The organism is Microbacterium sp. DT81.1, from assembly GCF_049844955.1.
In the GTDB taxonomy this organism is placed as follows: Bacteria; Actinomycetota; Actinomycetes; order Actinomycetales; family Microbacteriaceae; genus Microbacterium.
In genome coordinates this window covers 12703-28379 of the sequence record NZ_JBNCMA010000004.1, presented here as the reverse complement: position 1 = coordinate 28379, position 15677 = coordinate 12703, and the positions used below count along the sequence as shown (strand labels likewise).

Sequence of the window (15677 nt, the reverse complement as noted above, 5' to 3'; positions counted from 1 at the left end):
GTGGACCCGCCGTCAGCGACCGTGAGGCCGGTGTCGGCACGATCATCGATCGATGCGGGTGCGACGCGTCACCGTGCTCACCGGGGCGGGGAGACACCGGCCCGACAGCCTTTTCAGAAAGGATCCCTCCCCGGGCGCTGATCAACCCAGGTCGGCCGATTCCACGCGGCAGTCGCTCGATGCAACGATGCGAGCGAGACGGCCCTCTCCGCTAGAGTCCCCGCGCCAGGCGGGATCCCCTTGCGGCCGCCCTGCGCGCGATCCTCGCGACCGGGGCATTCCCGGATGTCCGCAGGACCGATGTGTAAGCGTCTCTCGAAGCGCACCCCGGGTGCTGACGAGCGACTCTCCGATCGCGAGCGCGCCGTGCCCCGGCCGCGCCCGACTCGAGGGATTGCGGGGTGGTGTGGGGACGGTGCACGATCGCACTATGCGACTCCTCGAGCGCGAGTCGGAGCTTGCACACCTCCGCGAGGCCGCCTCAGCAGCGACGGTTGGGGGCGGACGCATCGTGCTCGTCCACGGCGAGGCGGGCGTGGGCAAGTCCAGCCTGATCGCCGCGCTGCGGTCGCGGCCGCCGGCGGGATCCCGCATCCTCGTGGGTTCGTGCGATGCCCTGGCAACCCCGAGGACGCTCGGACCCCTACGCGACCTCCGCCGAGCGGTCGGGCCGCGACTGGCGGCGGCCCTCCGCGGGGGAGACCGCGAGGAGCTGTTCGCGGCGTTGATCGACGACCTCTCCTCGCAGCCGGGCACGGTGCTCGTCGTCGAGGACATGCACTGGTCGGACGAAGCGACGCTCGACGCACTGCGCTACCTTGCGCGACGGATCGACGAGATCCCCGCTGTGCTCGTGATGACCTACCGCGACGACGAACTCGGGCAGGGACATCCGCTCACGCTTTTGCTCGGGGACATCCGAACGAGCGTGCGCCACCTCCCCGTGGCCAGACTTTCGCCGGCCGCCGTCGCCGTGCTCGCCACCGAGCGTGGCCTCGACCCGGAGCGCCTCTTCGCACTTACCCGGGGCAATCCCTACTTCGTGACCGAGGTCGTCAGCTCGGCGGATGCGGTGAACGTCCCCCGCACGGTCGTCGACACGGTTATGGCTCGCATGAACCGACTGGATGACCTGACGCGTGAGCAGGTCGAGCAACTCGCGGTGATCCCATCGGCGGTATCGTCCGCCGAGCTCGCTCGGCTGGTGGCAGGCGGAGCCCGCGTCCTGCGATCGGCTGAAGAACGCGGTCTGCTGACCGTCCGTCCGGACGGTGTTCAGTTCCGCCACGAGCTCACGCGCCGCGCAGTCATCGACTCCCTCTCGGCTTCTCGTCGCATCGAGCTCAACGCGCGCGTGCTCGAGGTGCTGCGTGAGACGGATGCCGATGCCGGCCGAATCGTCTCGCATGCCATCGAGGCGGGTGATGTGGACGCCATCATCCATTGGGCGCCGCTGGCCGCGGCCGACGCCGCCGAGAGCGGCGCACACCGGCAAGCGGCGGCGCACCTGCGTGCCGCGCTGGAACACGCCGAGCGATACGACCCCTTCGAGCGCGCCGACCTCATGCAGCGATACGCGATCGAGGTCTACACGCTCGGCCGGGCGCAGGAGGCCGTCGACGTGCAGACGGAGGTCGTTCGGCTGCGGCGCGAATTGGGCGATGCCGTTTCGCTGGGCGCGAGCCTCCGTTGGGTGTCGAGGTTCCACTGGATCTCGGGAGACCGCCGTGGAGCGGAGGAGACCGGACGCGAGGCGTCAGACGTCCTCAGTTCGACGGAGAATCGCGCCATGTACGCATTCGCCCTCAGCAACGAGTCTCAGCTCGCGATGCTGGCGCACGATGTCGCCCGCACAATCCAGCTCGGGGAGCGGGCCATCGCAGTCGCACGAGAATCTGGGGCGACACAAGCGCTGGCACACGCACTCACGAACGTCGGCACGGCCCACATGCTCGAGAACCGCGAGGATGGGATCGCGGAGCTCGAGGAGGCCGCCGCCGTCGCGGCGGCGGGTAACTTCATGGACGATGCCTCACGCGCGCACGTCAACCTTGTGTGGAGCCTGCTCGACCAGTACCGGCTCGATCTGGCCGAACAGTACCTCGAGCCCGCGATCGAGCAGTCGCAGCGATCCGAGGTGATGGGTCTTTGGGCTTATCAGCAGGTGGAGCGTGGTCGGCTCCACCTCGCGCGGGCGCAGTGGGACGAGGCGCTCGCCGCCTGCGCCGCGCTGACCGAACCATTCCCGTCCGCACGATGTGTCGCGTTGACCGTGAGGGGCCTGGTGGCGGTGCGAAGAGGAGATCCGGGCGCGTATGCGATGCTCGACGAAGCCTGGCTGCTCGCGCAGGACCTCGGCGAGTGGCAGCGGATCGGACCCGTCGCCTGCGCACGGGCCGAAGCGGCGCTCCTGCGCGGCGATCTGGAGAGCGTTGGCTCGATCGCGCGCCCCGCGTATGAAGAGGCCGTGCGCTGCGGGGCGGTCAACCATCAGGCTGAGCTCGCGCTGTATCTCCGGCGTGCCGGAGAGCAGGTCGATGTGCCGGAGGGACAGCATCCCTTCGCGGTACAGGCACGCGGGGATGTGCGCCGCGCGGCCCACCTCTGGCGCATGGGAGGCGCCGTGTACCACCAGGCGGCCGCTCTCGCAGAGAGCACCCAGGAGGCCGATCTGATCGAGGCGCTCACAATTCTTGACCGGATCGGTGCCACCCCGCTCGCCAGGAGCGTGCGAACGGTCCTGCGGAGTTTCGGCGCGCGCGGAATCCCTCGAGGACCTCAAGCGACGACGCGGCATAATCCCGCCGGCCTCACCGATCGGCAGCTCGACGTGCTGCCGCTCATCGCGGAGGGACTCACGAATAGCGAAATCGCCGAGCAGCTGGTGCTATCCGTGCGCACGGTCGACTCGCACGTAGCCGCCATCCTCATGAAGCTAGGTGTCTCGTCTCGGCAGGAGGCGGCGCGGCGCGGCGCCGACCTGCTCCGGAGCTGACGCGCGGGCAATCCCGATCGGGCCCGACGAGCCGAGATCTCGGTACCGGCGTCGGGCGATCTCGGTAGTCGTTGCGGATGAGTCGGTCCGGGGTTTCGCCATAGAAAGAGTCACGTGCCCGCAACCGCGGACGGAACAGAACCCTTTCTTGGAGCAATCATGAGCAGCGCAACCGCCCCCACGCCCTTCCCGACTACGTCGCCCGGAACCCTCCTTGGCCGCGCGGTCCGCACGGTGCTGACCAGGCTCCGCCCGCCCCGCGCTCCGCTCACTCGCGAGGAGCTCGTGGAGCTGATCGATCGACGCCGGGTGGTCGAGCGTCTGCACGAACAGCGCGCGTACGATGCCGCGCGCATGGGCATGCTCCGGGGGTAAACCCACGAGGCGCTTCCATCAGCGGCGACCGTCGTGATGAAACCTCTGACCATTGGGTCTCACGGGGAGATCATCGGCCCTGGATTTCCTCGTCGCGGGTCACGGGCAACGCCGTCTCGAGTCACTGTTGAGACGGTCGGCGAAGCGAACCACCTCCTTCTTCGTGTTCGACCGAATCTGTACGTCGCGCCAACGGGTGTCGCACCGTGCTGGTATCAGAGGTCGTGTCGCATGACCCGCCGCCACTCGGCGATGCGTCGCACCCGGACAGACCCGTATCGCTCGTGCAGCTCCTCGGTCCGGTGTGCAGGTAGGCGCCTCGCTGCGGCGGCCGCTCAGCAGTCCGTTTCGGGTATGCCTCGACCGTGCCACCCCGACCGTGCCACCGCGGCCGTCGCGATCCCGTTGTCGCGGTCCTCAGAGCTCCTGAAGACGCACCCGATCCGACGGATCGCTCACCGGTTCATCTATTGTGCGGGTGGCTGCGTGCATACGGTAATCGCCATGAGCGAAGACGGATGGCGGGCGTTCCTGTCCGGCGACGGGGTCGGCGACTGAGTGATCCTGCACGGGGGTCCGACGGCGGTGTTCAAGGCCCCGCACGAAGGGTGCGGAGGAACTGCTCCTCCGGTCTGGGAATGTCGCCGAGCTGCCAACGCCACGCTGCGACCATGGTGAGCACGAGCTGCCGGCGGTCGTTCAAGAGTTGCTGGTTCACCCTCGGGTGATGCGTACACACGGCCTCAAGTACATGGGCAAGGTGGACCTCGACAGGTCCATGGCAACTGGTCCCGAAGTCAACAAATAAGGCGCCAAGGCCAAGACTGAGGACGTTGCCGGGATGCGGCTCACCATGCTGCAGCTGCTCGTGCCCCCGCGAGCTTCAATCGATCGGCGCAGGCACCACCGAGCACTCGATCCAAGGCCAGCGTTTCGCGAGCAGATTCCAAATCAGGCACGCACCCCCTTGCGCGAGCACTTCCAGGTGAGTCTCGTCGCTGTCTTGTTCCCCGGGGGGCGCGGCAGTATTATGCGCTTGTCATCGACGCGTCAGCTTCCACTCGCGAAGCGAGGTCACAATGCTATGCCCCTTCACGCTCGAGTCGATCTCATGCCAGCACCAGCGCGGTATCAACGAGTATCGCGACGCGGTGGCAGTGGAGTCCGAGCGGCGCTCCTGGTCCGTTCCGGTGAGCCGTTCTCTTGGCTGAGCCAGCGACCCAGTCGGCGAGAGGACGAGTGTATGCCGGAAGCCGAACCACTGATATCGGATTGATACCGGATTGTGGTTGAGGTGTTCACGCGGGGCAAACGTACAACGGGAAAGTCATTTGAGGAGTCGCTAGCACATCTGCCTAGCTGCGCAGGTGCGACATTGGGGAGACGGATCATGCGAACAGGGACACACAAGCGGATGCTGGGCACGTTCGCGCTTACTGCTCTCGTTGCTCTGGGGGCAACAGTGCTCGGAGCCGCGCCCGCGGCTGCGAACTCCGAGCATTCCGACGCGGTACGCGTCTGGAATCTCCACGCTTCGGACGCGCTGATAAACCCGCCCACGGCGCCCACTCCCGGCGCCGGCCAGCCGCCACCGGTCTCGCAATTGCACCTCGCGATGGTGCAGGGTGCGGTCTACGACGCGGTCAACGCCATCCTCGGCGGATATCAGCCCTACCTGCCTGGCCTTCCACCGGCGTCGCCGACGGCATCACAGGAAGCCGCCGTCGCCACCGCCGCGCACGACGTGCTGGTCGGGCTGGGAACGCCACCCGTACCGCCGTTGCCGCAGGCGGTCCGAGACCGGCTCGATGTCCTCTATGCCGACGCCCTCGCGGGCATCCCCGACGGCGATGCCGAAGCCGAAGGGGTCGCAGTAGGGGCGGCCGCCGCAGCGGCCATGCTGGAAGCACGAACGAATGACGGCCGTTTCGCGCCGGACATCTTGTGGCGGGTCGGCACGAAGCCTGGCGAGTGGCGTCCCACTACGCCCGAGCCCAACAACGCCCTTGCGTGGCTGTCCGATGTTGAACCGTTCACGCTCGAGAGCAGCTCGCAGCTCCGGACGAAAGGGCCGTACTCTCTCACCAGCCGAGCCTACGCAAGGGACTACAACGAGGTGAAAGCCATCGGGGCGGTCGACAGTCCCCGCAACGAAAAGCAGAACACTCTCGCTCAGCTCTATGCTGCACACCCGCCGGAGTTGTTCAACCGCACATTCCGGGTGATATCCGAGGCCCAAGGGCTCACGCTCGCCGACGAAGCCCGCCTCTTCGCCATGTTGAACCTGACCACCGCAGACAGTGTCATCGGCTGCTTCAACGACAAGGAGTACTGGAACTTCTGGCGCCCGGTCACCGCGATCCGCGAGGGCGACAATGACGGCAACCGCAGGACCGCTGGCGATCCTGCGTGGACCCCGCTGCTCCCCTCTCCGCCGTACTCGGAGCACCCGTCTGGCTACAACTGTGTATCGTCCGCATACATGGGCGCTGCGATCGCCTTCTTCGGCACGGACAGGATGGACTTCAGCGTCGTCAAGATCACGCCTGGCGTGCCCGATGTAACGCGCGACTACAAGCGCTTCACGAGCGTGGTTCGCGACACCATCGACGCGCGCATCTACCAGGGTCTCCACTTCCGGAATGCCGAATACCAAGGCGCATACATCGGCGCCCGCGCTGCCCTCTGGGTTGATCGGCAGTTCTTCCAGCCAGTGGAGTGACCCCAGGGATCACCCGCATTCGTCTCGCGTGAGGATCCGTTGGTCGGCCCTCGGGCGCGGAGACCAACCGTACCGGCGCCCCCTGATCGCAATGCGCGGTGCTTCGACAAGCAGTGCGGGCAGGCAAACCCAGACGGCTCGAAGAGATGCGCTCGGGGGTCGACGTCGACCCGAGCGCACAATCCGCAAGGCGTCATCGGTGCGACTGATCCCCCACCCGCCACAAGCGGGAGCTGGCACCGGGATACGAGAACCACTCGCCATCCGCGTTGCTTCCGGGACATCTGGGGAGTTGTTCACCCCGTCGGCGGGAGTGAGGGCCACAACGTGGCGACGATGTCTTCCGTGTAACCCTCTGGTGCGAAGTTGGTCCAGTGCGTGGCGATCCAGCCGTTGTCTCGGAAGTAGTGCGTCTCTCCGACGGTGGCGTAGCGCTCCCCGTCGACGAAGAGGTCCTCCCGGGTGCGGCAGATCGTGCCGCCGTCGTGCGGCGTGCACGTCATCCCGGACTCGACGGCGGCCTGCTCGATGGATGCCGATTGACCGGGATCCACGATGGTGACGTTGGTGGAGAGTCCGTACTCGGAGGGCCCACCCCACGTGCAGCGCAGGGTCGGGGCCGTATCGAGCACCTCCCGGCCGACCGCAAGCTCGGTGGACGGCGTGGTGTGCCCGGGATCGTTGAGTGGAGGCGCCGTGGCCGTCAGATGGGCGAACATCGCGTCGGAGTAGATGTCCTCGCACGCTTCCGGGAGCACCAGCGCGGTGCCCGCAGCTCCAGCAAGGGAGGCCGACGAGGAGAGGGCCGCGCTCGACGGGGGAGGGCTCGACGTCGTTGGCGAGGCGCTGACGGAAGCCTCGCGCGGCGTCGCGCACCCGGTGAGCGCCGCGACGACAAGCGCCACGCCTGCAAGGGCGGACGCGGTGCGAACCGCGTGCCGGTCGGTGATTGCCACGGCTGCGGAAGGGATATCGATCGACCGTCCGATGATTTCGCTGTCTGCGCTCATGTTAAGTATTGCCGGATCGGGCCGATACGGTTCACGATGCATCGTGCCACTTTCGCGGACGATAAGTCGCTTGGTCGTGAAGGTGGCCGAGTCGCGGAATGTCCTGAAGGACGCGACCGGCGTCTCACCTTCGACGAGCAGTTCGTTCACGTCGGCGGGCGTCGGGATCTCGTTCTGCAGTGTCCGGGAGAGGATCGCGGCGGATTCGGCCATGTACGGCGCTCCCGAGTGATTCCAGCGCAGATCCCACTCCGCGCAACGCGCTGAGGCTACGTGCGAGGGCGTCACCGCTTGAACTCCGGTAGCGGCTTGTGGACTCGCAGATCGGAGCGGCCCTGGACGTGCACCGTCATTCTTCGCTGAAGGGGCCTGCCGTCCATATCCCGGGAGCGGTACCATGACGCAGGCGCTCCGCTGGGGGCGAGCGCAAGTCGCGACAGCGGCAATCGGACTGACATCGCGTCGCGGCGAGTAATTCTCTCTGCATTGGAGCAGTGATGACCGACACGACGGATGGAAAGATCGTCAAGCAACAGCAAGCCCAGGATGAACAGCCGGACTTCATCACAGCAGCGCTGAAGACCCACCGCTATCTGCGACTATCGCTCGTCTTCGCCGTCGCAGCGCTCTTCATCGGCGTGATCATCGCCTCGGTGGCCGGCGGCTACGTGAAGGGGTCGATCAGCTACTACTACTGGACCCCGGCCCGGAACGTGTTCGTCGGCGTCCTCATCGCGGCATCCCTCGCGATGCTCGCGCTCAACGGCCGAGGAGGCGCTGCAAAGATCCCACTGGGAAAGCGGACCCTCAAGCTCCCCAGCCCGTCGATGCTGCTGGATTTCGCTGCGATCTTCGGACCGCTCATCGCGCTCGTCCCGACCGATGTGAAGGCGACTGAGCAGGGTTTGACCACGTTCACGTGCGAGGGCGAGGAGCAGAGCTGCCTGCCGAAGGCCGCATTTCCCGAGGTGCAGAACGCGGTCCTCACCTACATCCTCACCCTGGTGGTGATCGTCGTGGTGATGTTGATCGTCCAGCGCAATGAGAAGCGGCAACGGTTCGCACTCCTTGTTCCCGTGACCGCCGCGGTCACCGCCGTCGCCCTCTTCTTGTTCACCTTCGTGTGGGACGAGGCATTCCCGTACTTCCGAGTCGGCCCGTGGAGCTTCAGCATCCACTACATCGCCACATTCCTGTTCTTCGGTGCGTTCGCCACGGTGGTCTGGATCCGCGGCACACGCACCGATGACCCGGAAGACCGCACCCCGCCGAGTGACACTCAGAGGCTCTGGTACAAGATTCTGGCGATAGCGATGGCTGCCGACATCCTCTTCCTGATCGTGCTGGGCGTTATGGCTCAGTTCGGCACCGAAGACGCGATCCCTGGCTTCCCGGAGGTGTTGTTCGGGGAGGCCGTCGGGCTAACCCTGTTCGCCATCTTCTGGGCCATGCAGACGCGCCAGCGGTGGAACGAGCGCATCACCATTCTCCCGAAGAAGGGGACCGCTGCCGCAAGGGTGCTCAGCCGAGACCTGACGCCGGCGGCGTAACGACGTTCATACCCTCGGCACGCCGACCGGGCGACGACCGACACAAAGCGGACTCCAGGACTGGTTCGCCGACCGAACCGGCAACGACCGTGACGGCGGACGGCGGACTCGCTACCACTAGGTCCGCTCGCGCGTAGGCCGGTGCTTGAGCGGGCGGTGGCTGGGCGGTCAGGGGGTTGCGGTGAAACGACGCGCAGAAGGGGTGGCGAAGTCTGTGTTGGAGTTCCACAATGGCGGTATTCGTCGGATCACGTAAGTTTCGGGAAGGAAGGTCGTCATGCACGATGACCAATTCACTGCAACGGGACCGCGACCGCAATCGGCCCCGGGGTTCCCAGGCGCGGGCTTTTCTACGGACGAGGACGGTGTCGGCTTTCGGTGGGGAATTCGAGTCAACGCTGAACGCTGTGGCGTCGTGGGCCAGACCCGCGGCGGCGGGATCGCCGGCGTCCTCGGGCAAGGCCGGTTTTCTCAGTTCGGGGTGATGGGAACGGGGTTCGAAGGATCGACCGGGGTCGTCGGGGTGAGCGTGGCGAACACGAGCGACTTGTTCAATCACAACGTGCCACCTGGCGATTTTCGTCTCGAGTCGCTCGGTGATGGCCGTGGCACCGGGGTGCTCGGCAGGAGTGCGACGGGGTTCGGCGTGCGCGGTATCAGCGAGTCCAACACCGCGGTGGTGGGCTTCAGCACGTCGGGGTTCGGCGCGCATGGTGACAGCAAGACCAACACCGGGGTCGTCGGCAGCAGCGAACGCGGTTTTGGCGTCCATGGCATCAGCAGGTCGGACAACACCGGCGTCGTCGGAAGCAGTGAGGGCAGCGGCATCGGTGTGCACGGCCTCGCCGCGACCAACAGCGGCGTCAGAGGGTCGTCCACGAGCGGCAACGGTGGTGTGTTCGAGTCTGAACTGGCTGCGCCGATCCGTCTCATCCCCAAGGCCCTCGCCACTCCCGAGGGGACGGTCAGGGGAAATGGGGGCGAACTGCTCGTCACGACCAGTCACGACGAATCAGGTCAGAACTTCGCTCTCTGGTTCTGCGCTCGAGCGGGCGACGCAGCCTCGACCGTCTGGGCGCTCGTCGCCGGCGTTCGGCCGTACCCCGGCACGGTGAGTGCCGAGGGTATGCAAGGAACCACCGTCAAGCACATCCAGCGGCAGCTCAATATTGTTGCAGCCTCAGGGCTTGTCGCCGACGGCGACTTTGGCCCGATCACCAAGCAAGCGGTTGCTGACTTCCAGACGTTCCAGGGATTAGACGTCGACGGAGTCGTAGACAGCGAGACGTGGGACCGGCTGTTCGAGACGAATTAGAGCGAAGCCACGCGATTGCCCGGGCTGAGCATCGTCGGCCACAAGATCGTGTGCGTCCACACCGAGGACGCCGCTCAGGTCGAGCGTTTCCCTGCAACGGAACTGGTCGACTGCGGCGAGACCTTTCTCAACAGGCCCGCTGGGTGCCTCGATCGCAGAGCGCTCGAAGGTACCAGCGGCGGTCCATCACCCGCGCGATCGTGGGTTCTCCTGCGTGCCCACAGCCGGCAACTGTCACTGACAGCTCTCGTTTCCGCCAGACACGGTCCATAACCGGCACAACCGGCTATCGCGTCCGAGCCACAATGAAATTCCGATTCACCTGGGGCTCTATCTGTAGCAGGAGCGGGGCTTGAACCCGCGACCTCACGATTCGGGCGGAGTCGCATTGATCCCGCTCGGCGGAGTCGATACCTCGGAGAATCTCGCCTAGACCAGGCACTTCTTGTCGGCTTCGTTGTGTATCACTGTCGATGGTATGCCACGTCTCGACGAATCTGGGGCGTCCTCGAGCCAATAAACGTTGAATAAATGTTGTCTCATCGAATCCGATACGACCGGGTCTCAGGGCGGTCGGAGGCGCTTGTGTGCGTCTTCACCGTGTCGCCAGTGGATGTCGACGGCCACAACTCAGCGCGGTGCGTTTGCCGCCCCCTCATCGCGAATTTCAGCGGGCCGGGCAAACGCGCTCGACCGACAGGCATGATCGCGCCGTGTTTCGCGACGCCGCCGGACTCTCGCGTCTGTCGCGGTGGAGGACCGGCTTGCGCGGAATGAGTTCAGTGGGCGAGGTTGGCGGTTAGGGCCGAGACGGTGTCCAGCTGCTCTGGTGTCAGCTCGATGTCCGCGGCCGAGGCGTTGGCGCGGAGCTCCTCGGTGGTCTCGGCCCCGACGATCACCGAGGCCACCGCGGGACGGGAGAGTAGCCAGGCCAGCGAGACTTGCTGCATGCCCAGCCCCCACTCGCGTGCCAGCCGGTCGAGTTCCCGGGCGATCGCGATCTCGGCCTCGGTGAACCCGGGGCCGCCGTACCGTTTGCCTCCGGCGATGTCCCGGGTCAGGACGGAGAGGTCGGCAAGCAGGCCTCCGTGCAGCGGCGCGTAAGGGATGACGGAAAGGTCGAAGTGTTCGCACGCGGCGGCCAGTTCTTGCTCGGCGCTGCGGTCCAGCAGGCTGTACATCACCTGGGCGGCGACCGGGGCTGAGACCATGCGGCGGTCGTCGGCGATCCAGAGCGCCTCGGTGACCTGCCAGGCGGGGTGGTTGGACAGGGCGACGTAGCGGAGCTTCCCCTGCCGGATCAGATCGTCGTACACCGCGAGCGTCTGCTCCAACGGAGTGGCGGGGTCTGGGAAGTGCGCGTAGTAGAGGTCGATGCGGTCGGTGCGCAGCCGGCGCAGGCTCTGCTCGACCTGCCGGATGATGTAGCGACGCGACAACCCCGCATCCGGGTCGAAGCGCCGTTCGCCGGACTTGGTGGCGAGCACCACCTCGTCTCGCCGGTCGGCGAGAGCGCGACCGAGGATCTCCTCCGCAGACTCGCGCTCCGCTGCGGGCGGCGCGCCAGGCCGGTCGAAGGTCGGGGTCGAACCGTACACGTCCGCCGTGTCGAAGAAGTTGATGCCGAGTTCCAGCGCTGCTCCCACGACGCCGTCCGCGTCCTGGGAACTCGGTACCACCCCGAAGGTGGCCGTGCCCACGCAGATCCGAGACACACGAACACCGGTCAGACCGAGACGGGAGTACTTCATCGGAGGAGTTCCTTTCGCTGGCGTCGGACTCGGCCGGGCAGACGATGAGCATCGCCTTATGATGACTCGGCTCAGTCCTAGCATGAACGCGATCGTCGCGCTCGACCGGGGACCCCCCCCGGTCGACGGCGACCCTCGGAGGCTTCGCCACCATGGTCATCCACGAGGCTAGGTCCGCCACGACCACGAACGGTGAGGAACCGGCTTACGAACGCTGGTGGCTCGCTGTGATCGCTGAGCGGCGATGTTGGCCTCCGCGAGAGGACAGGGTCGAGGTAGATAAGGTTCCTATCTGTATCGCCTTGAACCTTTCGGCCGCCGTCGCCACCAGGGTCGTTGACGCAACTCGGCCTGCGCGTGGGCGAGCAGGAGTTGAGTCTCGCGAAGAAGTTCTAGCGACGTCTCTTGAATTTCTCGCGACGCATCCGTCGCCGCCTTTGCCTTCTCTGCTGCACGGCGGGGCAGGAGAAATTCGATAAGAAGCGTTGCTGCGGTGCCGAGCAAGACGCCTGACAGCACCAGTACGAATTGCGCCATGGATCGCATCTCGGGAACGGTCCAGCGGACGACGAAGCCGTAAGCGATTGCGGGGAGGCGACCTATCCGCTGATCCAGGTTGTCAGCCCCCCACGGACCTTGGGACGAAGGGAGAATTTGCGCGACCGCGACCCTTCCGATGTCGTTTAGGAGGACAGAGATCGTTTGCTGGTCAGGGGGGTCTGCGATGCCGTTCTGCGGTCGAGTGGAGACCTCGTGAGGGCACAGGCCAGACCCTCCCTCCTGCCGGAGGAGGGCAGGTGACGGGGTGGTGGGAGCAAGCGGTTACTTGACGGCTCCCCGAAATCCGCGCAGGATTTGCGTTCATGGGCGAGTCGCACGAGGAAATGCTTCGTCACTACGAGCCGGGCGGACTTCTGCCGCGAATCGTGGCGGGGTTGCAAGCTCTCGGCAAGGACCTGGACTCGGTCACGCACGAAGATCTCGCGCCGGCCGACGAGTTTCACTCCGCGGGACGTTCGGCCACGCGCGCATTGGTGGAGCTTGCAAAGATTCCGCCAGGATCGCGAGTGCTCGACGTGGGCAGCGGGTTGGGCGGCCCGGCGCGTTACCTCGCCGCAACTTTGGGTTGCGACGTGACAGGCATCGATCTCTCGCCTGATTTCTGCGGGGTGGCCAACGCCCTTTCTCGGATGACGCGGTTGTCCGATCGCACCCGCTTTCAGGCGGGTGATGCCCTGGAGCTTCCGTTCGCCGCGTCCAGCTTCGACGTGGTGTGGACGATACAAATGCAGATGAACATCCGGGACAAGCGCCGCCTGTATTCCGGAATCGCCCGGGTACTCAGGCCGGGCGGGCTGTTCGTCTGCCAGGAAATCTGCGCGGGGAACGGCGAGCCGATCGAGCTTCCGGTCCCATGGGCGAGCCGTCCCAACCAGAGCCATCTGGCCGATGCGGAATCCCTCCGCGGGTTGATCCGCGGTGCAGGTTTCCTGGAGCGCACCTGGCGCGACGTTACCGCCGACATCGTGGCGGCGCGCAAGGCACAGAAGGCGAAGGCGCAAGCGTCGGGTGCGAGCGGCTCCAGCGCCCCTCCTCCGCTTGGAATGCATCTCGTGCTGGGAGAACAGGCAGCCCTCAAGATCAGTAACTCCGGGCGCAACATCGATGCCGGGCGCACGGTGTTCATCCAGGGCGTATTCGACAAGCCTGGCTAGTGGTCCGATCCGCTGATCCCGCTGGAAAGCTCTGTCGAAAGCACGGGCGCGGCGAATCTCCACTGATCGTCCGGTCAAAGGGCACATTCGGTCACGACGACCGAAATTCGCCCGCTGAGGGATCGTCACTGACTCAATCAGTCGAGGCGATGGATGCGCATACCGAGGTCGTCTGAGGACGAGCCGCCGTCCGCCCAAAGGGATGGCCGGATGAGACGCGTCGATGACGCCGGATGACGCGGCCGTGGGATTGTTCGGACCGCTCGGTGTTGGCGTACTTTGGCCCACACCCCGACTAACTGCGCTGCCCTGGAAAACCCTATCCCGTCTGGTGGTGGCACCCACCTAGAACCGTAAGAGAACTGCGGACGGTTCATCTGGCAGGAAGTCCACTGGCCAGAGCTGTAGTCGCAAGCCATCCTCCCAAACTGATCATCTCGGCTCCCCCGTAGTTCAGATGCTCATTGACCCATGACCCCCAACCAGGAGCGCACACGATGTCATTGTCGTGACAGAACGTTGCGGTCCGGGAGACAATCGACGCGGGCAGCGCACCATCTCCGGGCAGATTGCTTTGCGCGTATAGGCCCTGGGCTGCTTTCATGGGCGAACCTTGGCCGGCTTCCACGAATTCGTTCGTGATCACCCTCTCGGCACCATTCCCGTTTTTCGCGGGATCCGCCACAAGGCCTACGGCCGCAATTTGACGGAGGATGTCGGCTGGGGCACGCTGCGTGAGGTAGATGTGAAGTGCAAGAGCCCCCTGGGAATACCCCGCGAGGACGAATTTCTGAGTCGTTTTGCACCTCGCGAACTCGTCCTGCAGGTACTGCTCAACTCGATCGACTCCCTGCCAGATGCTCAGTGTGTAATCCGCCGAGGCGAAGGCAAGGGCGAAGTTGCCGGCCAACAGATATCCTGTGTCCGTCAATTCAGTACCAGGAACGTGCATCGCTTGGTACCGAACCCCTATGCCTTTTGTGGTGTCGCCGCCGTGCCCGTTTTCCTCGAATTCACTCTGGAATCCCTCGTAGGTCGCCCAAACGGCACCGCCGAACCCATCCAGCCAGCTCTCGTACGCTAGATCGTCCGCTCGGTCTTTCGGTGGTTCCCCAGAGCCGCGCACCGCAAGGTACATAATCTGCTTACATCCTTCTGCGATAGGCGGACTTTCTGTTCGCGGAGTCTTGGCTGGGATCGGAGGTTGGACCCAGCCTCTCCACGGGAGGAAGACAACTCCATCTCCTGAGATTGGGACGCCGGATCCGTGGGGCGACGGGCCGGACTGGTCGCCCCAGTCGACATCTGTCGCATCGACGTACACATTAGATCGGATCCCGATGCTGCTATCGGTGATCCTGCCGTGCACCTCGACCATTGCCCCATCCGCGACATCTACACCGGTGGAGGCGTAGCGGATGTGAGTCTCACGCAACGTCGTGGACCCACCATGGTTGACGGTGATACCGCCCCAGTCTCCCGGCGCGGGAGCGGTGACGTCACCGTCACCATTCGTGTCCCCACCCACCGAGTCATCCCGCAACGACGTGAACGTCACCGGGCTAGCCGCCGTCCCATTCACCACCAAAGAACCCGCCACCACCAGCCCACCACCGTGAGACTTGATGATCTGGCCGGCATTCACGGTGACGGTCGCGCCGGCCGCGACGGTGAGCGCGTCCCAACTCCAGGTGTCGTGGTCGTCGATAATCAGCGGAAGACCCCCGAGCGGCAGCGTGGTATTCGTAGTGAGGTTCCCGGTCAGGCTGATGCCATTGACCCCGTTCCCGGAACCACCATTCCCGCGCAGCAGTCCACCGTCGAGCTTGTCGCCGTGAACATGGATGGCAGTGTTCGCGGACCCGGTCACAGTATTGTTCTGCACGGTCGGAACGGGGACCTGCGTCAAAGATCCGGCCGGGATCCCGGTCGCAGAGACATCCACGCCGTACCCGCCGCTGTTTCGGATCGTGTTGTTCAGGATCTTCACCGACGCCGTCCCGGCGTTCGCGCCCGAACGATCAACCGAAACGGAGATCCCGCTGCTCGAGCTGTCGCTGATCGTCGAGTTCGAAACCTCCACCACGTTCGCCCCCGCATACGGAGCGTAGATCCCGGTCGACGAGTAACGGATGCTGGAGTACGCCGCAACGACCGACCCACCATCGTTGACGGTGATACCGCCCCAGTCTCCCGGCGCGGGAGCGGTGACGTCACCGTCACCATTCGTGTCCCCACCCACCG

The 15677-nt window shown here is 65.4% G+C and carries 10 protein-coding genes and 1 pseudogene; 6 read left to right on the top strand and 5 right to left on the bottom strand.

Translation table 11 applies throughout. The annotated features are described in order from the left end of the window. The first annotated feature begins 430 nt into the window (after window positions 1-430). A complete protein-coding gene (locus tag ACLQ2Q_RS11565) occupies window positions 431-2995 on the top strand; it encodes an ATP-binding protein (RefSeq protein WP_425820612.1) in 2565 nt (854 codons plus the stop codon). Window positions 2996-3154: 159 nt separating this feature from the next. Then, window positions 3155-3370 (top strand): hypothetical protein, encoded by a 216-nt coding sequence (locus ACLQ2Q_RS11560; RefSeq protein WP_425820611.1) that lies wholly within the window; start codon window positions 3155-3157, stop codon window positions 3368-3370. Between the two features lie 589 nt (window positions 3371-3959). Here the strand turns inward: ACLQ2Q_RS11560 and ACLQ2Q_RS11555 are convergent. Both ACLQ2Q_RS11555 and ACLQ2Q_RS11550 read right to left on the bottom strand, forming a co-directional pair. After that, window positions 3960-4088: a hypothetical protein gene (locus tag ACLQ2Q_RS11555; RefSeq protein WP_425820610.1), complete on the bottom strand. Its 129-nt coding sequence runs from the start codon at window positions 4086-4088 to the stop codon at window positions 3960-3962. Window positions 4089-4139: 51 nt separating this feature from the next. Further along, window positions 4140-4232 (bottom strand): annotated as a pseudogene (locus ACLQ2Q_RS11550) (aminoglycoside phosphotransferase family protein); the annotation flags it as partial. Window positions 4233-4784: 552 nt separating this feature from the next. Between ACLQ2Q_RS11550 and ACLQ2Q_RS11545 the strand changes: the two are divergent. Further along, window positions 4785-6092 (top strand): hypothetical protein, encoded by a 1308-nt coding sequence (locus ACLQ2Q_RS11545; RefSeq protein ID WP_425820609.1) that lies wholly within the window; start codon window positions 4785-4787, stop codon window positions 6090-6092. 296 nt (window positions 6093-6388) lie between these two features. Here ACLQ2Q_RS11545 and ACLQ2Q_RS11540 read toward each other — a convergent pair whose 3' ends face one another. Then, complete coding sequence (locus ACLQ2Q_RS11540) at window positions 6389-7315, bottom strand: hypothetical protein (RefSeq protein ID WP_425820608.1); 927 nt, start codon at window positions 7313-7315, stop codon at window positions 6389-6391. A gap of 284 nt (window positions 7316-7599) precedes the next feature. Here ACLQ2Q_RS11540 and ACLQ2Q_RS11535 point away from each other — a divergent pair, with 284 nt between their 5' ends. Next, a complete protein-coding gene (locus tag ACLQ2Q_RS11535) occupies window positions 7600-8652 on the top strand; it encodes a hypothetical protein (protein ID WP_425820607.1) in 1053 nt (350 codons plus the stop codon). A gap of 415 nt (window positions 8653-9067) precedes the next feature. Further along, a complete protein-coding gene (locus ACLQ2Q_RS11530; RefSeq protein ID WP_425820606.1) occupies window positions 9068-9967 on the top strand; it encodes a peptidoglycan-binding domain-containing protein in 900 nt (299 codons plus the stop codon). Window positions 9968-10746: 779 nt separating this feature from the next. Here the strand turns inward: ACLQ2Q_RS11530 and ACLQ2Q_RS11525 are convergent. Next, complete coding sequence (locus ACLQ2Q_RS11525) at window positions 10747-11718, bottom strand: aldo/keto reductase (RefSeq protein WP_425820605.1); 972 nt, start codon at window positions 11716-11718, stop codon at window positions 10747-10749. Between the two features lie 863 nt (window positions 11719-12581). Here ACLQ2Q_RS11525 and ACLQ2Q_RS11520 point away from each other — a divergent pair. Continuing rightward, complete coding sequence (locus ACLQ2Q_RS11520; protein WP_425820604.1) at window positions 12582-13433, top strand: SAM-dependent methyltransferase; 852 nt, start codon at window positions 12582-12584, stop codon at window positions 13431-13433. Between the two features lie 373 nt (window positions 13434-13806). Here ACLQ2Q_RS11520 and ACLQ2Q_RS11515 read toward each other — a convergent pair. After that, a partial coding sequence (locus tag ACLQ2Q_RS11515; protein WP_425820603.1) for a cutinase family protein occupies window positions 13807-15677 on the bottom strand: 1871 nt, incomplete at its 5' end.